Origin of the sequence: Aeromonas rivipollensis (genome assembly GCF_037811135.1) — a bacterium.
In the GTDB taxonomy this organism is placed as follows: Bacteria; Pseudomonadota; Gammaproteobacteria; order Enterobacterales; family Aeromonadaceae; genus Aeromonas; species Aeromonas rivipollensis.
The window spans coordinates 661,026-681,170 of record NZ_CP149130.1; the positions used below are offsets into that span (position 1 = coordinate 661,026).

Below are 20,145 nucleotides of genomic sequence, written 5' to 3' on the forward strand. Positions count from 1 at the left end.
GGGCGTATGAGGTGCAGTATTCGCTTGGCATGATGTGCGGGTGTGTCATGGAAGTTGGTCCTTTCCTGGAGGGGCGATTGTGCAGCGCCCCTGTCTGCCCCGTGGGCGACTGGGCTGACAGAGGCATTGCCAGCGCGTCGGCTCAGAGTCCCTGCCAGAGCGGCCAGCCGAGCCAGAGCCCGAGCAGCAATAATTGCACCCAGACGATGGCCCAGAATCGCAGGCGGTAGCTCCCCTTCTGGGTCTTGTGGCGCAGCCAGTGGCGGGCCATCAGGGCGCCGGGCCAGCCGCCGAGCAGCTCCAGCAGATGGAGGCGGGATTCCGGGACGCGCCAGCCGCCGCGAATGGCCTGGCGTTTGTCGTGGGCGTAGGCCAGCACTGTGAGCAGGCTCATGGTGGTAACCAGGGCCAGCGGCCACCAGTTGGCCCCCTCAATGCCGAGCCAGGCGGTCCAGATCAGGGGCAGCAGGGCCAGGACCATCATGACAGCAGTGCCGGATCCCGGGGTTCGTCCGGGCTTAATGTGCGGATCACCCTGGCCGGATTGCCGACGGCGACCGAATCGGCAGGGATGTCGCGGGTCACCACGGCGCCTGCGCCTATGATGGCGCGCGGCCCTATGGTGACGCCGGGGCAGATGATGGCGCCGCCGCCAATCCAGCAGTCATCGCCGATGCGCACCGGCTTGTTGTAGGCGGTCCAGTTGCGCCGATCCAGATGGTCCATGGAGTGGGTGGCGGTGTAGATCTGCACGTTGGGGGCCAGCAGCACATGGCTGCCGATGTGCACTTCGCCCACGTCCAGTATGGTGACGTTGAAGTTGAAGAAGGTCTTCTCCCCCAGATGGATGTTGCGGCCAAATTCGCAGATGAAGGGGGAGCTTATCCAGCAGGAGTCGGGGCAGTGGCCGAACAGCTCGGCGCACAGGCTCTGGCGCCCCTGGTGATCCCCCGCCGGTGTGGCGTTGAGTCTCGCCAGCAGCGCCTGGCCGCGAATGCGGTCTTTCGCTATCTCCTCGCTCTGGCTGTTCAGGGCGCCCCCCGCCAGTACCTTGTCCCAGTCGCTTGCCATGCTCGCCTCCTCTCATGTGCCAAGAGGCGCCAGTATACGTGACGGGCAGGGCGGCGTCAGGGGATCCCTGGTGACCTGGTCAGCCCGCCCAGAGGAGGGGCAGGATCAGCAGCACCGAGAGGAGGTAGGGCAGCATCACCCTCAGCCCCAGGCGGCGGCCGCCGATCACTAGGGCCAGCAGCCCCTTCACCAGGGAGTTGACCAGCCCGGCCAGCAGAATGGCCCGGGCCGCCACCTCCAGGGCCAGCTCCTTGTGGGAGAGCTGGGAGAGGGAGAGGGTGATGGCGTCCACGTCCGTGATGCCGGAGACCAGCGCCAGCAGATAGACCCCGGAGTTGCCCACCTTGCTCTGCAGCAGTGTGGCCATGAAGCCGATCAGCGCCAGCAGCAGGCCGAACTTGATGGCGGTGGCGAGATCCAGCGGGTTGCGGGTTTCGGGCTGCACCGGGTTGTCGGTCATTTCCTCGCGCTGGCGCCAGAACCAGAAGGCGAAGCCGTAGACGATGGCTGCCAGCAGCAGCAGGGGAAGGGCCAGGCGCATGGCCAGTTCGTTGTGAATGAGCAGCACCAGCACCAGCAGTCGCAACCACATGGTGGCGCCCGCCAGCAGTATGCCGGTGGCCAGCAGCCGCTCCAGCCCGGGCTGCTCCTTGTTGAGGCGGGCAAACTGCAGGGTGAGGGCGGTGGAGGAGGCGAGCCCCGCCAGCATGCTGGTGAGCACCAGGCCGGCGCGGGTGCCGAGCAGGCGCACCGCGAAGTGGCCCGAGAAGGAGATGCCGGCGATCACCACCACCATCAGCCAGATCTTGAAGGGGTTGAAGGCGTTGAGGGGACCCATCTCGACGTCGGGGAGCACCGGCAGCAGCACCAGAGAGATGAGCAGGAAGCGCAGGGTGGCGTGAAATTCCGTCTCGCTCAAAAACAGCATGCCCTGCTGGATCTGGCCCTTGAGCCCCATCAAGAGCGCCGCCAGCACGGCGCAGGCCACCGCCTCGCTCGGGCTCTGCAGCACAGACATCAGCCCCAGCAGGTAGGTGAGCACCATGGCCACCGAACTGGTGAGGCCAAATTCTCCCTGCCAGCGCAGGGCCAGCCAGACCGAGAGGCCGCAGCCAGCCACCACAGCCAGCAGGCCGAGCAGGGCCAGCCAGGGGCCCAGGGTCGGCAGCAGCAGGGCGCAGACCCCGCCGAGCAGGCCGATGAGGCCATAGGTCCGCATCCCGGCGATGCGCTGGTTGTCCCCCAGCTGGCGCACCTGCCAGCCCCGCTCCAGTCCTATGATGAGCCCTATGGCCAGTGACACCAGAGCGCCGTAGACGGGCTCCGCCTCGATCCACATGGGGTTCTCCTCTCATTGCTCTCCCTGTCAGGATGGCACAGACGGTGCGCCAGCAGGGGGAGCTGGCTCACAGAGCGGGCGCGCGCCCTGGCCGCTGCCCGACACGCAAAAAAAAGGCGCCACCCTGAGGGGACGCCTGAAAACCAAACCTTGCGGTTTGAAGACCAACGGAACCAAAGATCACACACACACTCGGCACTGCCTTGGGGTGGCAGGGCTCAACCCTGCCATTTGCCTCCTTCCACTATCACATCGTTGGGATTTGTATCGGCGCTTAAGCGATCGCGCACATATTGGTCATAGAGTTTCAGCAGGTACTTCTCTTCCCCCAGCTTGGCGAGACGGTCGTTGACCCAGTCACGCAGCTCGATATTGCCCTTCTTCACCGCCGGTGCGATGGGGTCTTCCGAGCCCAGCTTCTCGGGCAGCACCCGATATCCCGGGTTCTCCTTGGCCCAGCTGAAGAGCACCAGGTTGTCCTGGGCGTAGGCATCGCCGCGTCCCTGGGCCAGGGCCTGCAGGGATTCAGAATTCTTCTCGAACTTGAGCACCTTCCACTCCGGGTGGTTGCGGGTCAGCCAGATGTCCGCCGTGGTGCCCGTGGTAACGATCAGGGTCTTGCTGGCCAGGTCATTGAGCTTCTTGGCCTGGCTTCCTTCCGGCACCAGTACCTGTACCGCGACCTTGAGGTTGGGGTTGGTGAAGTCCACTACTTCGCGCCGCTCCGGGGTCACCGTCATGTTGGCGAGGATCAGATCCACCTTGTCGCTCTGCAGGAAGGGGATGCGGCTGGCGGGCTCCACCGCCACGAACTCGACCTTGTTCTCGTCCCCCAGCAGATCCTTGGCGAAGCGGCGGCCGAGATCGGTGTCAAAGCCCACGTAGTTGCCCTTCTCGTCCACATAGCCGAAAGGGGGCTTGTCGGTGAAGACGCCGACGATGAGCTTGTCGCGGGCCTTGATCTTGGCAAGGGATCCCTCTTCTGCCTGGGCGGCGCCGCTGGCGATACCCAGGCCGATCAGGGCACTGAACAGAACCGAAGTAATTATTTTCATGCTGACTCCTTTCGTTTGATGACAGTTGTATAAGAAAACTTGGCGAGGAACTGGCGCGTACGCTGGCTCCTGGGGTTGTCGAAGAACTGGTGGGGGCTGCCCTGCTCCAGGATGTGGCCGCCGTCCATGAAGACGATGCGATCCGCCACCGCCTGGGCGAACGCCAGCTCGTGGGTGACGATGAGCAGGGTCATGCCGCTGCCGGCGAGATCCCGGATCACCTCCAGCACCTCCTGCACCATCTCGGGATCCAGCGCGGCGGTCACCTCGTCAAACAGCATCACCTGCGGGTTCATGCACAGGGCCCGCACTATGGCGATGCGCTGCTGCTGGCCGCCGGAAAGCTGGCGTGGATAGTCGTGGCGCCGCTCCCACAGGCCGATGCGGGTCAGCAGCTGTTCCGCCTGCAGCAGGGCTTCCTGCCGCTCCCGCTTCTGCACCTGCACAGGGCCGAGTAGCACGTTCTCCAGCACCGTCAGGTTGGGGAAGAGGTGATAGCTCTGGAACACCATGCCGATGCGCTGGCGCAGCCGCTGCCAGTCGGTGCTGGCATCCAGCCGCTCTCCGTCGAAGCGAATGTCGCCCCCCTGAATGGGTTCGAGCCCGTTGAGGGTGCGCAGCAAGGTGCTCTTGCCGCAGCCGCTCGGCCCCAGGATGACGATCACTTCCCCGGCGTTCACCGTGAGGCTGACCTCGTCCAGTACCCGGTTTTGGCCGAATTGTTTGCTGACAGCATTGAGTTCAAGCAGAGGTGTCATACCGCATTACCCCATTGTTGCTCCAGCCGGCGCGAGGCGAGCGAGAGCGGATAGCAGACCAGAAAAAAGAACAGGAACAGCAGACCGTAGATGAGCAGCGAGCCATAGGTGCGCTCGATGATCTGCTGGCCCACCTTGATCACCTCCACCACCCCGATCAGCACCGCCAGGGAGCTGGTCTTGATGATGCGGGTATAGATGTTGATGGTCGGCGGCGTCAGTCGCTGCAACGCCTGGGGCAGCAGCACGTGGCGATAGAGCTGCCAGCGGGAGAGCCCCAGCGCCAGCCCGGCCTCCTGTTGACCACGAGCCAGGGATCCCAGGCCGCCGCGCACCACCTCCCCCACCTCGCTGGCCCCCCAGAGGGCGAGTACCAGCACGGCGCACCAGAAGGCCGGGATGTCGAGGCCAAAGAAGATCGGCAGCCCGAAGAAGAAGAGGTAGAGCCAGACCAGCACGGGCACCACCCGAAACAGCTCCAGATAGACCCGCAGCAGCCCCCGAACCAACCGGCCTCCCTGTTGCGCCAGTACGCCGTAACCGACGCCCCCCAGGGTGGCGAACAGGATGGCCAGCAGCGAGATGGCGAGGGTCTGACCCGCGCCCACCGCCAGCAGCGGCAGGGCCTGCGTCAGCTGCTCAGTGACCGTACTGGCCATATCGATCCCTCCTTTTCTCTGCATCGGTGTCGGATGGTGGTAGCAGGACGATCGATGCCTGCATCAGTTGCTCAGTGACCGAACTGACCATGTTGCAGCCTCCTTTCAACGACGCGCAGGGCAAGGGACAGCGGCAGAAAGATCAGCACGCACATCAATGTCAGCACCGCCAGCATCTCGTAGGTCTTGTAGTAGAGGGCGATGTAGTTCTTGGTGGTGTAGAGGAGCTCGGGCACCGCCACCGCCGAGGCCACCGTGGTCTCCTTGAGCAGGAAGATGAAGTTGGCAAAGAGCGCCGGCAGGCTGGCGAGCCAGGCCTGGGGCAGCTGCACGTGGCGCAGCAGCTGCCCGCGGGAGAGACCGATGGCCCGGCCCGCCTCCAGCTGGCTGGGGGGGACAGCCCCGATGCCGGCACGCAGCGCCTCGGTGAGGTAGCCGCCGCCGAGGAAGGTCATGGCGATCGCCGCTGTGGCAAAGCCGGAGAGCGACAGGCCCAGCGCCGGCAACCCGAAATAGAGAAAGAACAGCTGGATCAGCAGCGGCGTGTTGCGGGCTAGCTCCACATAGGCGCGGATCACTCGGGTCAGCCAGGGCCTGTGCAGGCCGAGCAGCGTCACATTGAACAGGGCGACCGCAAGGGAGGTGAGGATCACCAGGGTGCCGAGTTGCAGGGTGACCCAGACCGACTTGCCGAAGGCCGGCAGGGTGCTGAGGACAAAGGACCAGTCGAAGCTCATGCGGGGATCCTCCCGTCACGGCGCAGCCGCTGGGGCAGCACTGTGATGGCGTCCGGGTACTTGATGCCGGCGCCGGTGTTGAGCACCACCACCCGCTCGCCCCCCTGGATCCAGCCCGATTCCCGCAGCTGGCGGGCGGCGGCGAAGGCGGCCGCCCCTTCCGGGCAGACGAAGCTGCCTTCCCGGGAGGCGAGCTGGCGGATCTCTGCCTGGATGGCTCTGTCGTCCACCGCTATGGCGCAGCCCTCGGTGCGATAGAGGGCGTCCAGCACCAGAAAGTCCCCCAACGCCTTGGGCACATTGATGCCAAAGGCCAGGGTCTGGGAGTCGGGCCAGAAGCGCGACTCGTGCTCTCCCTGCTGCCAGGCCTGGACTATGGGGGCGCAGCCGCTCGCCTGCACCGCCACCAGCCGCGGCAACGGCCCCTGCACCCAGCCCAGCTCCTGCAACTCCCGTAGCGCCTTGTAGATGCCGATGAGGCCGACCCCGCCGCCGGTGGGGTAGAGGATCACGTCCGGCAGGGTCCAGCCGAGCTGTTCGGCGATCTCCAGCCCCATGGTCTTCTTGCCCTCGATGCGATAGGGCTCCTTGAGGGTGGAGGCATCGAACAGCCCCTGCTCCGCCACCGCCTGGGCCACCTGGCGACCGGCGTCGCTGATGAGGCCGTCCACCAGATAGAGGCGGGAGCCGGCGAGAGAGGTCTCCAGCCTTGTGATGGCGGGGGCCGCCTGGGGCATGACTATGGTGCTGCGCAGCCCGGCGCGAGCGCCGTAAAGCGCCCAGGCCGCACCGGCGTTGCCGTTGGTGGGCATGGCGAAGTGGCTGACGCCGAGTTCCCGGGCGCGGGAGACGCCGACTGCGGCGCCCCGGGCCTTGAAGGAGCCGGTGGGGATGACGCTCTCATCCTTCATCCAGAGATCCGGAATGCCGATCTGCTTGCCCAGAGCGGGCAGGGGCAGCAGGGGGGTGAAGCCTTCCCCCAGGGTGACCACCTGGGCGGGATCGCGCACCGGCAGCAGCTCGTGATAGCGCCACAGGCTGGCGGGGCGACCCAGCAGGGCGGCGGGGTGCCAGGCCTTCTTCAGGGCCTCGAGATCGTAGCTGGCCAGGAGCGGCGCCCCCGCCCGGCTCAGTTGCTGGGGCTGGTCGGCATCATGGGTCTCGCCCGTCTTGCTGCAACGCAGATGTGAGAGATAGCTGTACGGCATGGGTTATCCTGAGCGGGTCGCTGTGGTCAGTGGCTTATGCCATCCTGTGACCCAAGGACCGGATAACAAACAAAATAAAGCGGCAAACTTAAGCGAAAAAATTCATATGACTCCCGCTGGGTATGGGGGGGCGGCAGGGGAACGGGTCGGGCGCCCGCTGGGGGGTTGGGCCATACGGCACTCTTTGCTAACCTGCCCGTTTCACCCAAACCGCAGGGAGCCGCCTCGATGCGAGCCATTGTCAGCCTGCTGGCCCTGTCACTGCTGAGTGGCTGCAGCGGCCAGCCAACCAAAGAGGATGCCATGTCAGGGAAAGCGCGCCTTCACTACCCCGCCACCCGCCAGAGCGAGCAGCTGGATCACTACTTCGGCCAGGCCGTGGCCGATCCCTACCGCTGGCTGGAGGATGACCGCAGCCCCGAGACCGAGGCCTGGGTCAAGGCCCAGAACCGGGTAACTCAGGATTACCTGGCGCAGATCCCGTATCGCGCCGCCATCAAGGAGAAGCTCGCCTCTTCCTGGAACTACGCCAAGGAGGGGGCGCCGTTTCGCGAGGGGCGCTACCACTACTTCTTCAAGAACGACGGCCTGCAGAACCAGAACGTGCTGTGGCGCCAGCTGCCGGGCAAGCCGGCGGAGGTGTTCCTCGATCCCAACCTGCTCAGCCCCGACGGCACCACGGCGCTGGATCAGCTGAGTTTCTCCCGCGACGGCCGCATCCTGGCCTACTCCTTGTCCCTGGCTGGCAGCGACTGGCGCGAGATCCACCTGATGGACGTGGAGAGCAAGCAGCCGCTGGAGGCGCCTCTCAAGGATGTGAAGTTCAGCGGCATCAGCTGGCTCGGCAACGAGGGCTTCTTCTACTCGAGCTACGACAAGCCCGATGGTAGCGAGCTGTCGGCCAAAACTGATCAGCACAAGCTCTATTTCCACCGGCTCGGCACGGCGCAGCAGGATGATCGGCTGGTGTTCGGCGCCATCCCGGCCCAACAGCACCGCTACGTGGGGGCCAGCGTCACCGAGGATGACCGCTTCCTGCTCATCTCGGCGGCGAACTCCACCTCCGGCAACCGCCTCTATGTGAAGGATCTGAGCCTGGAGAACGCGCCGCTGCTAACGGTGCAGGGAGATCTGGATGCGGACGTGAGCCTGGTGGACAACAAGGGCGGCACGCTTTACCTGCTGACCAACAGGGATGCCCCCAACCGCCGGCTGGTGAGAGTGGAGGCCGACAACCCGGGCCCCGAGCACTGGCGCGATCTCATCCCCGAGCGCCAGCAGGTGCTGAGGGTGCACAGCGGCAGCGGCTACCTGTTCGCCGAGTACATGGTGGATGCCACCGCCCGGGTCGAGCAGTTTGACTACGAAGGCAAGCGGGTACGCGAGGTGGCGCTGCCGGGCCTCGGCAGCGTCAGCGGCTTCAACGGCAAGCAGGATGATCCCGCCCTCTACTTCGGCTTCGAGAACTATGCCCAGCCGCCCACCCTCTACCAGTTCGAGCCAAAGAGCGGGGCCATCAGCCTCTATCGGGCCTCGGCTGCCCCCTTCAAACCTGCGGATTACGTCTCCGAGCAGCGCTTCTACCAGAGCAAGGACGGCACCCGGGTGCCGCTGATCATCAGCTACCGCAAGGGCCTCAAGCTTGATGGCAGCAACCCGACCATTCTCTACGGCTATGGCGGCTTCGACGTGAGCCTGACCCCGAGCTTCAGCGTGTCGGTGGCCAACTGGCTGGATCTGGGGGGCGTCTATGCGGTGGCCAACCTGCGGGGGGGCGGTGAGTACGGCCAGGCCTGGCACCTGGCGGGCACAAGGATGAACAAGCAGAAGGTGTTCGACGACTTCATCACCGCGGCCGAGTACCTCAAGGCCGAGGGCTACAGCCGCACCGACCGGCTGGCGATCCGCGGCGGCTCCAACGGCGGCCTGCTGGTGGGGGCGGTCATGACCCAGCGCCCGGATCTGGTGCGGGTAGCGCTGCCGGCGGTGGGGGTGCTCGACATGCTGCGCTACCACAGCTTCACCGCCGGGGCTGGCTGGGCCTACGACTACGGCACCAGCGCCGACAACGAGGCCATGTTCGACTATCTGAAGGGCTACTCGCCCCTGCACAATGTCAGGCCCGGGGTCAGCTACCCCTCGACCCTGGTGACCACGGCGGATCACGACGACCGTGTGGTGCCGGCTCACTCCTTCAAGTTCGCCGCCACCCTGCAGGCCGATGACGCAGGCCCCCATCCCCAGCTCATTCGCATCGAGACCAATGCCGGGCACGGGGCGGGCACGCCGGTGGCCAAGCTGATCGAGCAGAGCGCGGATATCTATGCCTTCACCTTGTACGAGATGGGCTACCGGCAACTGCCGACCGTCCAGTGAGACCAGGGCCCTGCGGGGCCCTTTTTTTGTGGTGGGGCAGGCGGGCGCGACCATCCCTGTCTCGCCATTTGCCCGTTTTGGGGCCTGTACAGCCTGCGCCGCGCCCCCGGTGGTATAGTCAGCCACAGGATCTGCATTGAGGAGTTCGTCGTGAAAAAGATCATCTACATACTGCTGGGGTTGGCGCTGGCGGCCGTGGTGGCCATCGCCGCCCTGGTGTCGCTGATTGACCCCAATCAATTCAAGCCCCAGCTGGCGGAGCAGGTGCGCAAGAGCACGGGCCGCGAGCTGGTGATGGAAGGGGAGATCGGCTGGCGCTTCTGGCCGAGCCTCGGCCTCTCTCTCGAGAAGGTGCAACTTCGCAACCCCGCCGGCTTTGCCGAGCCGGACCTGCTCCGCTTCACGCAGGGTGACGCCTCTGTCGCCCTGCTGCCGCTGCTCTCCCACCGGCTGGAGATTGGCAAGGTGACGCTCAGTGGCGCCCATCTCTTCATCCAGACCAGGGCCGATGGCAGCTCCAATCTGCACGGTCTGGTCAAGACAGCCACTGCCGACAAGGGCGCTGGCGCTCAACCCCCTGGCGGTGATAGCCAGCCCGCCGCCCCTGCCGCCACCGAAGAAAAACCCTGGCAGATCAGCCTGCAAGGGGTGGCACTTGTCGAGGCCAGCGCCCTGGTGCGGGACGATCGCAGCGGCGCCGTCTCCCGTCTCGACAGGCTGGATCTGGATCTGGGTCAGCTGACCCCGGGTGAGTGGGTGCCCGTGACCCTGGCCGCCAAGGGGGCGCAGGGGGATAGGGCCTTCGATCTCAAGGGACAGGCCCAGCTCAAGCTGGCCCGGGAGCTCAAGGCCAGCGAGCTCAGGGAGCTGACCCTGGGCGGCAGCCTGAGCGAGCCGACACAGCGGCTCGATGCCTTCTCCCTCAAGGCCGACCGGCTGGCGCTGGGGCAGTGGAGCAGCCTCGCACTGAGCCTGAGCGGCGCACAGGGGGCGGCGGACCAGCCGACCCTGGCGGGGACCCTGGAGGGAACCCTCAAGGCGCGGCTCGATCAGGGGCTGCAACTGGTGGAGGTATCGGATGCCGTGCTGGCCGCCAGGCTGAGCGGCGACAGCCTGCCGCGTCCGCAGATGAACCTCAAGCTCGCGGGCTTTGCCCGTGCCGAGCTGGACAAGCAGACCGTCACCCTCAGCAACCTGGTGATGGGTGCCGATGACGCCCTGCTGAGCGGCAGCGGTGCCGTCCACCTGGGGGCAGTCCCCAAAGTGGAGTTCGACCTCAAGGGGGAGAAACTCGATCTCGACGCCTGGCTCGGTCAAGCCACCCCGGCCAAGGTGGCGGCCGCGCCCGCCGCCTCTGCGAAAGGGGGAGACAAGGGGGCCGCCCCCGCCGCCAAGGCGCTCTCAACGCAAGAGCCTGACCTGGCCGTCCTCAGGTCGGTGGACCTGGCTGGCCGGCTGCAACTGGGCAGCCTGCGGCTGAAGGGGCTGGATCTCAGTGCCGTCGATCTGCAGCTCGCCCTGGCCGGTGGCCAGCTCAGCCTCAAGCAGTTCAGCGCCGGCGTGGCCGGCGGTCAGGTGACAGCCAGCGGCGTGCTCGACGCCCGCCAGCAACCCGCCCGCTATCAGGTGCACAAGCGGATACAAGGGGTGGATGTGCGGCCGCTGTTGCAGACCCTGGCCCAGAACGATCGACTGGAAGGCAAGGGGGATCTCGAGGTGCAGGTGCAGGGCACTGGCCTCTCCGAGCAGGCCCTGCGCAGCCAGATGCAGGGCAAGCTGAGCCTCAGGTTGAGCGACGGTGCCCTGCACGGCATCAACCTGGCGGAGATGATCCGCGAGGCGCGGGCCGCCCTGACCGGCAAGGGGGCGGATCAGGTCAAGGAGGCGCGCAAGACCGACTTCAGCGCCCTGACCGCCAACTTCCAGATCGCCAATGGCGTGGCTCGCAGCGACGACATCCAGCTGCTCGCGCCCGCCCTGCGGGTGAAAGGCCAGGGCCAGACCGCTCTGGTGCCGGAGACCCTCGACTTCCTGTTCCTCACCTCTGTGGTGGAGAGCAGCAAGGGCCAGGGGGGCAAGAGCGTGGACGAGCTCAAGGACGTCACCATACCGGTGCGCATCGGCGGCCACTGGCAGACCCCGAGCTACCGGCTCGACGTGAAGGAGCTGCTTAGCAACAACAAGGTGCTGGAGGAGAAGGCCCGCAAGGAGGCCGAACGCGGCCTCAAGAAATTGCTGGGAGACAAGACCGACGACGAGCAGATCAAGGGGGTGGCGGATCAGCTGCTCAAGGGATTGTTCAAATAACCCCGGCCCCGCGTCTTATCGCCATAAAGAGCCCGCCCAGTGCGGGTTCTTTGCTGCCTAACACAGGGGATGGGGCCAGGCGTTGCCCCCGAGGATGGGGTAATATCCGGGTCGAGACGAGAGACAAGGAACAGGGAGCGTCCATGAAGAAACAGGTGCTGATCACAGGTGGGAGCAGGGGGATAGGGGCGGCGACGGCCCGCTATCTGGCGGGGCAGGGGTATCACCTCTGCCTCAACTATCGCCATGACAGGGCCAGTGCCGAGGCGCTGGTGGCCGAGATCCGGGCCCGCCATCCGGTCTCCTGCATAGCGGTGCAGGCGGATGTCAGCGTGGAGACCGAGGTGGTGCGCCTGTTCGAGGAGATGGACGCGCGGCTCGGGGTGATCACCCATCTGGTGAACAACGCAGGCATACTCCAGCCCCAGATGACGGTGCTGGAGATGAGCGCCGAGCGCATCAACAAGACCCTGACCACCAATGTGACCGGCTACTTCCTCTGCTGCCGGGAGGCGGTACGCCGCATGACGAGCGGGGGCGCCATCGTCAACGTCTCCTCGGCCGCCGCCCGCCTCGGCTCGGCGGGGGAGTACGTGGATTACGCCGCCTCCAAGGGGGCCATCGACGTACTGACCAGGGGGCTGTCGCTGGAGGTGGCGGCCCAGGGGATCCGGGTCAACGGGGTGCGTCCGGGCTTTATCTATACCGAGATGCACGGCGACGGCGGCGAGCCCGGCCGGGTAGACAGGATCAAGGGCAATATTCCGCTGCAACGGGGCGGTCAGCCGGCGGAGGTGGCCGCCGCCATCGCCTGGCTGCTGTCGGACGAAGCCTCCTATGCCACAGGCACCTTTATCGATGTGGCCGGGGGGCGCTAGGGGCGGAGTCACAGTCTCCCGACAGCAACAAGGGGCGCCATGGCGCCCCTTGATACTGATGCAACGAGAGACTTACTCCCCCAGCAGCTGTTGCCAGACCGCCAGCACATGGCCCCGCTCGGTCAGCAGCTGATCGTCCCCCACCTTGCGGGAGATCTCCGAGAGGTTGAGGCGATGGCCCTGGTTGCGGATCTCCAGATAGGCGTGTTTCAGCCCCTCCGCCTGCTCCAGGGTCAATACCCCCGCCATCACGCACTCGTCGAAGATGCGCACGTTGTCCGACCAGCGGGTCAGGGCCTCGGGCTCGCCACAGGCGTGGGCCAGCACCAGGTATTGGGCGATGAACTCTATGTCCACCATGCCGCCCGGGGACTGCTTGAGATCGAACTCCCCCTCGCCCGCCTTGAGCAGGTGATCCCGCATCTTGTGGCGCATCTCGCGCACCTCGCGGGCCAGGGTAGGGAGGTCGCGCTCCTTGGCCAGCACGGCGCGGCGGATGCGGGCAAACTCTGCGATGACCCCCTCGTCCCCATAGATGGGGCGGGCCCGCACCAGGGCCTGATGCTCCCAGGTCCAGGCCTCGTGCTGCTGGTACTGCTCATAGGCGGCGAGAGAGGAGACCAGCAGGCCGGCGTCGCCGGAGGGGCGCAGCCGCATGTCGATCTCGTAGAGGATCCCCGAGGGGGTGCGGGTGCTGAACAGGTGCAGGATCCGCTGGGCCAGGCGCAGGTAGAACTGGCGGCTGTCGATGGGCTTGCGCCCGTCGGTGTAGCCGTTGGGGTCACCGCCGTGCAGGAACACGAGATCGAGATCCGAACCGTAACCCAGCTCTATGCCGCCCAGCTTGCCATAGGCCACCACGGCGAAACCGCGCTGGCCGCTCAGTGCCACCTCGGGGGGCACCCCGTAGCGCTCGCTCATCTGGGCCCAGGCCTGATTGACCACCTCTTCGGTGATGGCCTCCGCCAGCCAGGTGAGGTGGTCGCTCACCTTCATCAGCGGCAGGGCGCCGGCGATGTCGGCGGCGACGATGCGCAGCAGCTGTACCTGCTTGAACTGGCGCAGCGCCTCCATCTGCTGCTCCACGTCCTCTTCGGGGATGCGCAGCAGGAACTGGCGCAGCTGGGGCTTGTACTGATCCAGCGGGGTGGGGTGGTAGAGGTGCTGGGGATCCAGCAGCTCGTCCAGCAGTATGGGGTAGCGGGCGAGCTGCTCGCTCACCAGGTTGCTCTCGTCGCACAGGCGCACCAGCTGGCGCAGGGCGGCGGGGTTCTCCGCCAGCAGCTGTAGATAGGCGCTGCGGGTGAAGATGCGGGTCAGCAGGGTGCAGACCCGCTCGAACAGGCGGGCAGGCTCACGGCTCGCCACCACCAGTCGCAGCAGCTCAGGCATCAGCCAGTCCAGGGCGATGCGCCCCTGGGGGCCGACCTGGCGGCGCTTGTACTCCTCCTTGAAGCGCAGCAGGGCGGCGCAAAGCGGCGCAGGCTCGGTCACCCCTTGTGCAGTCAGCAGTTGCTCCAGCTCGGCAGCGTCGAGCTCGGTGCGCCAGAGATCGAGCCAGAGCTGCTCCAGGTGGGCGGGGGCTTCCTTCTCTTCCCCCACCACGGCGACGAACTCCTGATGGACTATGGCCATCTCCTCGTCGAGGTGCGTCATGAAGGCGTCCCAGTCGGCGAAGCCGGTGGCGGCGATCAGCCGCTGGCGATCCCGTTCCTCAGTGGGCAGGGTCTGGGTCTGCTGATCCCCTATCTCCTGCAATATGTTCTCGACCCGGCGCAGGAAGCGATAAGCCTGGAGCAAGCGCGCACAGCGCTCCTCGTCGAGGGCGCCGCTTTGGGCGATGGCCGCCAGGGCCTCGGGCAGGTGGCGTACCCGCAGGGCGGGCTCGCGACCGCCACGGATAAGCTGCAACGCCTGGGCGATGAACTCCACCTCGCGGATGCCGCCGGCCCCCAGCTTGATGTTGCCCTCCAGCCCCTTGCGGCGTACCTCGGCGGCTATCATCGCCTTCATCTGGCGCAGGCCGTCGATGACGCCAAAGTCGATGTAGCGGCGAAACACGAAGGGGCGCAACAACTCGGTGAGGGCCTGGGCGTGTTCGCACTGGGGCCCCAGCACCCGCGCCTTGACCATGGCGTAGCGCTCCCAGTTGCGGCCATGGTGCTGGTAGTAATCCTCCATGGCGGCGAAGGAGATGGCGAGCGGCCCCGCCTCGCCGAAGGGGCGCAGCCGCATGTCGACTCTGAACACCTGACCATCCTGGGTGGGTTGGTGCAGGGCGTTGATCAGGCGCTGGCCCAGCTTGATGAAGAACGGCTGGTTGGCGAGTTCGCGCCGCCCGCCGACCGTGTAGCCGTTGTCGGGGAAGGTGAAGATAAGGTCGATGTCCGAGGAGAAGTTCAGCTCGCCGCCCCCCAGCTTGCCCATGCCGAGGATGAGCAGGGGCTGCGGGTCACCGTTGCCGTCCATGGGGGTGCCGAGCTCGGCGCACTGTCTGGCGTAGAGCCAGTCTCGGGCACCGCAGATCAGCGCGTCCGCCAGCCTGGTGAGATGGATGAAACTCTCTTCCACCTGGGCCTGACCCAGCAGCTCGCGCCAGGCGATCACCAGCATGCGGCTGCGTCTGAACTGGCGCAGCACCCGCTTGAGCGCCTCCTCGTCATGGACTTCGGCGAGCAGGGCCGCCAGATCGCCCTGGTAGGCGGGCCAGCGCTCGGACAGCGCCAGATCCCCGGAAGCCAGGGTCTGTGCCAGCAGCTCGGGCTGTTTGATGAGGGAGTCTGCGACGAAATCCGAGAGGCCAAACAGGGTCAGCAGGGTCTGCTGCTCCATTGCGGGCAAATCGCCATAGTCGGGGGCCAGCGCCAGCAGCCGCTGCCACTGGCGCCCGGCCTGATCCTGCAGCAAGGGTGACAGAGCAGAGAGGGATGCCGGAGATGGGGGGAGAGAAGAGGAATGCTGGGCCACGGTTGCCGTCCTTGTGATTAACGGGTCTGCAGAGGGAATGAAAACACCGGCAGCCAATCTAGCATTGTCCCGCGCCTGCGTCACAGCCCGGAAGAGAGAAGCATGAGCCGGCGGGGAAAATGGGCCGCCGGCGCAGGCTCAGGGGCGCTGATAGATCTCGGGGTCGTATTTTTCCATCAGGCTGTCAGGGGCGCGGGGCGGCGCGAAGCCAAAGCCGGCATAGAGCCCCTGGGCATCCGAGGTGGCGAGGGAGAGGCGGCGCAGCCCCTGCAAGGCGGGATGGGCCAGGATGGCGGCCATCAGGGCCTTGCTGTGGCCCTGACCGCGATGGGCGGGCAGCACGAATACATCGGACAGATAGCCGAAGGTGGCCCTGTCGGTGATGACCCGTGCGAAGGCCACCTGCTGGCCGTCGACATAGCCGCCGAAGCAGAGCGAATGATTGATGGCCCGCTGCACCGTGGAGAGGGGAATGCCGAGGCTCCAGTAGGCCTCCTCGGACAGGAAACGGTGAATGAGGGGGACATCGAGCCGTCCCTTGTCGTCGCTGATCTCCAGTGGGGATTGTGTGTGCTGCATCCTGGCTCCTTGCCGTGACATGAGATGAAAAAAGGCCCCTGGCGGGGCCTTCCAGTTTACTCAAATCACGACCTCAGGCCAGCCTGAAGGCCTGGATATCTGTATCCAGGGTCTGGCTGTGGTCCTTCCCTCTTTCCGACACCTTGCTGTGATATCAATAACAAAGGCCCCCGACGGGGCCCTTGTTCGTACCAGGTTGATGCCATCAGGCCAGCCTGAAGGGCTGGATATCTGTATCCAGGGTCTGGTTGTGATCCTTCCCTCTTTCCGACACCTTGCTGTGATATCAATAACAAAGGTCCCTAACGGGGCCCTTGTTCGCACTAGGTTGATGCCATCAGGCCAGCTTGAAGGCCTGGATATGGGTATCCAGGGTCTGGCTGTGGTGCTCCACCAGTTCGGAGGCATCTTTCAGCTCCCGCAGTACCACCACCGATCCTTCCACCACCTGCTTGACCTGCTCCAGGTTGGCGTTCATCTCTTCGGCCACCGAGCTCTGCTGCTCGGAGGCGGCGGCGATCTGGCGGTTCATGTCGGCCACCCCCTGTACCCGCTGCACTATGGTGGCGAGCTGGGTGCCTGCCTGGGTCACCTGCTCCACCCCCTTGTCCGCCTGCTGCACGCTCTCGGCCATCAGGCCGACGGCCTGGCGGGCATTGCCCTGCAGCTGCTCGATCATCTTCTGGATCTCGACGGTGGCAGCCTGGGCCCGGTTCGCGAGTTCGCGCACCTCGGAGGCGACCACGGCGAAGCCGCGTCCCGCCTCGCCGGCGCGGGCGGCCTCGATGGCGGCGTTCAGGGCCAGCAGGTTGGTCTGCTCGGAGATGCTGCGGATGGTGTCCACCACGGAGCCGATGCGATCGACCCCGTGCTCCACCTCGTTGACCACGGCGGAAGAGCGCTGGATGTTGCCGGAGAGGGTGTCTATGGTGCTGACGGTGGCAGCCACGCAGCGGCTCCCCTCCTCGGCCAGGGCGCTAGCGTCGGCGGTGGCGTGGGAGGCCTGCTCCGCATGGTTGGCCACCTCGCGAATGGCGCCCACCATCTGGCTCATGGCGCTGGCGAGCTGTTCTATCTGGGTGAACTCTTCGTTGATCGCCTCGTTGGCCTCATCCATGCACAGGGTTACCTGGGAGGCGATGTCGTTGAGCTCCTTGCAGGCGGCGCGCTGGGTGCCGAACACCTCCTTGAGGTTCTCCTGGGAGTGGGCGACCGCCTTGGCGATGTCACCGAACTCGTCCCGGGACTTGAGCAGCACGCTGTGGCTGAGATCCTTGCGGGCGAAGCGCTCCAGCAGACCCACCAGGTAATGCACCTGTTTGACCATGAGGCGTGAGCCGGTCAGCAGCAGCACCACGAAGACGACCCCCATCAGCGCCGTCTCCATCAGACCGGTCCAGAGCAGGCGATCGGCAATGGCATTGGCCTTGGCGGCGTCTATGCCCTCGCCGAGCAGGGTGGCTTCCAGGTTGCTGGCATCAAACCAGAGCTTGGCCAGCAAGAGCAGCGTGCTGAACACCATGAGCAGTACCACTTTGGGCACCAACCGGATGTTGCTCATTCGCCTCTCCAGCGAGTTTAACTGCATAATCTTTCTCCTTCTTAATGGCCGGTTTTCCTTTGTCCTCAGGACTATCGGCATTATCTTCCTTTTTATTAATTCGCACCGTGCCTAAAGTAGGAAATTGTATGCGACATCACTTAACTCACCTGCGCGCCATGGATCTGCTGATGGCGTTTCTGTCGGTGATCTCCGTTTGTCTGGTCTGCGCCCGCTGGTGGGGTCATCGCGAGTGGAGCCCGCAGACACTGCAACTCTTCTATGACGTCGACAGCCTGATCTGCTATTTCTTCCTCGCCCACTTCGCCTACGGCTGGGTGAGGGCCCCCGACCGCATGGCCTTCTTCAAGGCCAACTGGTTCTATCTGCCGGGCAGCCTGCCCATGGTGGAGCAGCTGCGCTGGGCACGGCTCATCCAGCTGTGGCGGGTCTATCAGCTGCTGCGAGACAGGCCGGATCTGCTGGGCATGTTTCGCCGGGAGCGCAACGAGACCACCTTGTCCGGCATCCTCTTTCTCTTCTTCCTGCTGCTGGGGGTGGGCTCGGGCGTCATGTACTGGCTGGAGACGGGCCAGCCGGGGAGCCTGATCCAGACGCCCTACGATGCCTTCTGGTGGACGCTCGTGACGCTCTCGACCGTGGGCTACGGGGATCTGGTGCCCAGGACGGAGGAGGGGCGCTTCGTCGCCAGCCTGCTCATCCTGTTTGGTGTGGGTCTGTTCGGTGCCCTCAGCGGTTTCATGGCCAGCCTGTTCGTGCATCCCGGCAAGACCAACGACGACACCACACTGTGGCGGCGCCAACAGAGCGAGCAGCAGGCGCAACTGCTGCAGGAGCTCAGGGCCCTGCGCGCCGAGGTGAAGGCATTGCAACAGAAGTAGCCTGCGGCGTCTGGAATGGTCGCGTGGCAAACCGGAGAAGCCGTGAGAGGCCTCTCAGTCAGGGGGGCGCCGTTTTTCTTTGCTTGTCCTTTGACCCGCTGGCGGCTTAACATTCGGCCTGCAACCTAATTCAACGAAGAGAATCGATCGACCATGCGCGCCCTTCTCGGGATCTTGATCTGCTTGTGTGCCCAACAGGTACTGGCCGATACCCGTTATGTCTCAGACAACATCTTTACCTATATCCACAACGGTCCTGGCACCCAGTACCGGATCCTCGGCAGCGTCAAGGCCGGTGAACCGCTGGAGGTTAAGGCGGTAAACAACGACGCCGGTTTCACCCAGGTGGTGGACGGCCGTGGTCGTGAAGGCTGGATCAAGAACAGCGAACTGCAGGCGGAGATCAGCCTGCGCGAGCGTCTGCCCCAGGTTCAGAAAGAGCTGGATGAGGCCAAGGCTCGTCTGCTGAACCTCAATGGCGACAACGAGCGTCGTTTCGCCGAGAAGGATGGCCAGATCACCGAGCAGAGCAAGGAGATCGCCAGCCTGAAGGCCCAGCTCGCCAGCCAGAGCACCGAGATGAGCAGCCTCAAGGAGCAGAACGACGCCCTGACCCAGAGCTATGACAACCAGGAGCACGACATGCAGATGGACTGGTTCATCCGCGGTGGTGCCATGGTGCTGGGGGGCATACTGCTCGGCATTCTGCTCCCCATGCTCCCCCGTCGCCGCAAGAGCAGCGAGCGCTGGATGAATTGATCGAAGGATCGATTGAACGAGAGAGGGGTCGCCAAGGCGGCCCCTCTGTTTTTGGGCGGCAAGAGAGTCGATGGGACCATCTTGGGGTCGCCTCCGGGCCTGCCCGATCGTAAGATGAACCCCACTTGTCCGTGCCTCGCACGCCTTTCTCAACAAGAGCTTTCATCTTATGTCATCGACCGAACAGGCCCGCTGGTTCGTGCTGGGGGGCGATCACCTCGTCCTGCTGGATGCCCAGGGGCAGATCCCAGGAGGCCCGCGCGCCTGCTTGCCCCCCCCGCTACAAGAGGCCCAGTTCGAGCGCTTCGACGACTGGGATGGCGAGCCTTGCTATCTGCTGGATCTGGGGGCAACTGCCGATACCCAGGCCATGACGGGCCTGCGCCAGCTGATGGTGGCGGGAGATGAGGAAGGGTTCAGGCTTGCGGGCCGCGCCTGGCAGCTGGTGACCTTTCGTCGCAGCCATCGCTTCTGCGGCGAGTGTGGCGCCCCCATGGCCCCCAAGAGCGGGGAGTGGGCACAGATGTGCCATCATGGTCATGTCGTCTACCCGCGCATCTCCCCCTGCATCATAGTGGCGGTGCGCAAGGGCCCGGCGATCCTGCTGGCGGCCCATCGCCGTCACTATCAGGCGGAGGATCCCATGTATACGGTGCTGGCGGGCTTCGTGGAGGCGGGAGAGACACTGGAGCAGTGCGTGGCGCGGGAGGTGTTCGAGGAGAGCGGCATCCGGGTATGCAACGTGCGCTATGTGGCGAGCCAGCCCTGGCCCTTCCCCCACAGCCTGATGATGGGCTTCACCGCCGACTACCAGAGCGGTGAGATCAAGGTGCAGGACGACGAGCTGGTGGCCGCCGGTTTCTTCGAGGCTGACCGGCTGCCACGTCTGCCCCCCCAGGGCACCATAGCGCGGCGGCTGATCGAGCAGAGTCTGGCCGCTGAGAGGCCCTGAAAAGCGGGGCCCTGGTTTGCGCCCCCTCACATCTTTGCACTCCGGCGAGCCGGCGGCG

17 protein-coding genes are annotated in these 20,145 nt (G+C 65.4%); 6 read left to right on the forward strand and 11 right to left on the reverse strand.

Going from position 1 to position 20,145, the window contains the following annotated elements; all coding sequences use genetic code 11:
- Window positions 1–142: 142 nt before the first annotated feature.
- From WIR04_RS03150 to WIR04_RS03185, 8 genes are all read right to left on the reverse strand, one after another.
- A complete protein-coding gene (locus tag WIR04_RS03150) occupies window positions 143–484 on the reverse strand; it encodes a DUF1294 domain-containing protein (protein WP_338890408.1) in 342 nt (113 codons plus the stop codon).
- The gene (locus WIR04_RS03155) at window positions 481–1,071 is read right to left on the reverse strand and encodes a sugar O-acetyltransferase (RefSeq protein ID WP_338890410.1); all 591 of its coding nucleotides are present in this window, start codon (window positions 1,069–1,071) and stop codon (window positions 481–483) included. Before WIR04_RS03155 ends, WIR04_RS03150 begins: the two co-directional genes overlap by 4 nt.
- A gap of 79 nt (window positions 1,072–1,150) precedes the next feature.
- On the reverse strand, window positions 1,151–2,410 hold the full coding sequence (locus WIR04_RS03160) for an MgtC/SapB family protein (RefSeq protein WP_338890412.1): 1,260 nt from the start codon (window positions 2,408–2,410) through the stop codon (window positions 1,151–1,153).
- 218 nt (window positions 2,411–2,628) lie between these two features.
- Window positions 2,629–3,465, reverse strand: a complete 837-nt coding sequence (locus WIR04_RS03165; protein WP_338890413.1) for a transporter substrate-binding domain-containing protein — start codon at window positions 3,463–3,465, stop codon at window positions 2,629–2,631.
- On the reverse strand, window positions 3,462–4,223 hold the full coding sequence (locus WIR04_RS03170; protein WP_338890415.1) for an amino acid ABC transporter ATP-binding protein: 762 nt from the start codon (window positions 4,221–4,223) through the stop codon (window positions 3,462–3,464). Before WIR04_RS03170 ends, WIR04_RS03165 begins: the two co-directional genes overlap by 4 nt.
- Window positions 4,220–4,882 (reverse strand): amino acid ABC transporter permease, encoded by a 663-nt coding sequence (locus WIR04_RS03175; RefSeq protein ID WP_338890417.1) that lies wholly within the window; start codon window positions 4,880–4,882, stop codon window positions 4,220–4,222. Before WIR04_RS03175 ends, WIR04_RS03170 begins: the two co-directional genes overlap by 4 nt.
- A 71-nt stretch (window positions 4,883–4,953) precedes the next feature.
- Window positions 4,954–5,619, reverse strand: a complete 666-nt coding sequence (locus WIR04_RS03180) for an amino acid ABC transporter permease (RefSeq protein ID WP_338890419.1) — start codon at window positions 5,617–5,619, stop codon at window positions 4,954–4,956.
- Window positions 5,616–6,827 carry a threonine synthase gene (locus WIR04_RS03185; RefSeq protein WP_338890421.1) on the reverse strand — a complete coding sequence of 404 codons (1,212 nt, stop codon included), beginning with the start codon at window positions 6,825–6,827 and terminating at the stop codon, window positions 5,616–5,618. Before WIR04_RS03185 ends, WIR04_RS03180 begins: the two co-directional genes overlap by 4 nt.
- A gap of 228 nt (window positions 6,828–7,055) precedes the next feature.
- Between WIR04_RS03185 and WIR04_RS03190 the strand changes: the two genes are divergently transcribed.
- The 3 genes from WIR04_RS03190 (at window position 7,056) to WIR04_RS03200 (ending at window position 12,388) form a co-directional block, all read left to right on the forward strand.
- Window positions 7,056–9,203 carry a prolyl oligopeptidase family serine peptidase gene (locus WIR04_RS03190; protein WP_338890423.1) on the forward strand — a complete coding sequence of 716 codons (2,148 nt, stop codon included), beginning with the start codon at window positions 7,056–7,058 and terminating at the stop codon, window positions 9,201–9,203.
- Between the two features lie 150 nt (window positions 9,204–9,353).
- Complete coding sequence (locus WIR04_RS03195; protein WP_338890425.1) at window positions 9,354–11,510, forward strand: AsmA family protein; 2,157 nt, start codon at window positions 9,354–9,356, stop codon at window positions 11,508–11,510.
- 143 nt (window positions 11,511–11,653) lie between these two features.
- Window positions 11,654–12,388 (forward strand): SDR family oxidoreductase, encoded by a 735-nt coding sequence (locus tag WIR04_RS03200; RefSeq protein WP_338890427.1) that lies wholly within the window; start codon window positions 11,654–11,656, stop codon window positions 12,386–12,388.
- 72 nt (window positions 12,389–12,460) lie between these two features.
- Here WIR04_RS03200 and glnE read toward each other — a convergent pair whose 3' ends face one another.
- The 3 genes from glnE to WIR04_RS03215 form a co-directional block, all read right to left on the reverse strand.
- A complete protein-coding gene (gene glnE / locus WIR04_RS03205) occupies window positions 12,461–15,355 on the reverse strand; it encodes a bifunctional [glutamate--ammonia ligase]-adenylyl-L-tyrosine phosphorylase/[glutamate--ammonia-ligase] adenylyltransferase (RefSeq protein ID WP_338890429.1) in 2,895 nt (964 codons plus the stop codon).
- 138 nt (window positions 15,356–15,493) lie between these two features.
- Window positions 15,494–15,934: a GNAT family N-acetyltransferase gene (locus WIR04_RS03210; RefSeq protein WP_338890431.1), complete on the reverse strand. Its 441-nt coding sequence runs from the start codon at window positions 15,932–15,934 to the stop codon at window positions 15,494–15,496.
- Window positions 15,935–16,271: 337 nt separating this feature from the next.
- Window positions 16,272–17,522, reverse strand: coding sequence for a methyl-accepting chemotaxis protein (locus tag WIR04_RS03215; RefSeq protein ID WP_163155792.1), 1,251 nt, complete (start codon window positions 17,520–17,522; stop codon window positions 16,272–16,274).
- Window positions 17,523–17,554: 32 nt separating this feature from the next.
- Between WIR04_RS03215 and WIR04_RS03220 the strand changes: the two genes are divergently transcribed.
- The 3 genes from WIR04_RS03220 to nudC all read left to right on the forward strand — a co-directional run bounded on the left by WIR04_RS03220 (window position 17,555) and on the right by nudC (window position 20,087).
- Window positions 17,555–18,376: a potassium channel family protein gene (locus WIR04_RS03220; protein ID WP_139433998.1), complete on the forward strand. Its 822-nt coding sequence runs from the start codon at window positions 17,555–17,557 to the stop codon at window positions 18,374–18,376.
- 153 nt (window positions 18,377–18,529) lie between these two features.
- A complete protein-coding gene (locus tag WIR04_RS03225; RefSeq protein ID WP_025328281.1) occupies window positions 18,530–19,135 on the forward strand; it encodes a TIGR04211 family SH3 domain-containing protein in 606 nt (201 codons plus the stop codon).
- Window positions 19,136–19,304: 169 nt separating this feature from the next.
- Window positions 19,305–20,087 (forward strand): NAD(+) diphosphatase, encoded by a 783-nt coding sequence (gene nudC, locus WIR04_RS03230; RefSeq protein WP_338890438.1) that lies wholly within the window; start codon window positions 19,305–19,307, stop codon window positions 20,085–20,087.
- The last annotated feature ends 58 nt before the right edge of the window (window positions 20,088–20,145 follow it).

Bases quoted from the DNA above. Each gene is read 5' to 3' on its own strand.
- WIR04_RS03150 (WP_338890408.1), bottom strand. From the start codon at position 484: ATGATGGTCCTGGCCCTGCTGCCCCTGATCTGGACCGCCTGGCTCGGC.
- WIR04_RS03210 (WP_338890431.1), bottom strand. From the start codon at position 15,934: ATGCAGCACACACAATCCCCACTGGAGATCAGCGACGACAAGGGACGG.
- WIR04_RS03200 (WP_338890427.1), top strand. From the start codon at position 11,654: ATGAAGAAACAGGTGCTGATCACAGGTGGGAGCAGGGGGATAGGGGCG.
- WIR04_RS03170 (WP_338890415.1), bottom strand. From the start codon at position 4,223: ATGACACCTCTGCTTGAACTCAATGCTGTCAGCAAACAATTCGGCCAA.
- WIR04_RS03225 (WP_025328281.1), top strand. From the start codon at position 18,530: ATGCGCGCCCTTCTCGGGATCTTGATCTGCTTGTGTGCCCAACAGGTA.
- WIR04_RS03165 (WP_338890413.1), bottom strand. From the start codon at position 3,465: ATGAAAATAATTACTTCGGTTCTGTTCAGTGCCCTGATCGGCCTGGGT.
- WIR04_RS03160 (WP_338890412.1), bottom strand. From the start codon at position 2,410: ATGTGGATCGAGGCGGAGCCCGTCTACGGCGCTCTGGTGTCACTGGCC.
- WIR04_RS03180 (WP_338890419.1), bottom strand. From the start codon at position 5,619: ATGAGCTTCGACTGGTCCTTTGTCCTCAGCACCCTGCCGGCCTTCGGC.
- nudC (WP_338890438.1), top strand. From the start codon at position 19,305: ATGTCATCGACCGAACAGGCCCGCTGGTTCGTGCTGGGGGGCGATCAC.
- WIR04_RS03185 (WP_338890421.1), bottom strand. From the start codon at position 6,827: ATGCCGTACAGCTATCTCTCACATCTGCGTTGCAGCAAGACGGGCGAG.
- WIR04_RS03190 (WP_338890423.1), top strand. From the start codon at position 7,056: ATGCGAGCCATTGTCAGCCTGCTGGCCCTGTCACTGCTGAGTGGCTGC.
- WIR04_RS03215 (WP_163155792.1), bottom strand. From the start codon at position 17,522: ATGCAGTTAAACTCGCTGGAGAGGCGAATGAGCAACATCCGGTTGGTG.
- WIR04_RS03155 (WP_338890410.1), bottom strand. From the start codon at position 1,071: ATGGCAAGCGACTGGGACAAGGTACTGGCGGGGGGCGCCCTGAACAGC.
- WIR04_RS03175 (WP_338890417.1), bottom strand. From the start codon at position 4,882: ATGGCCAGTACGGTCACTGAGCAGCTGACGCAGGCCCTGCCGCTGCTG.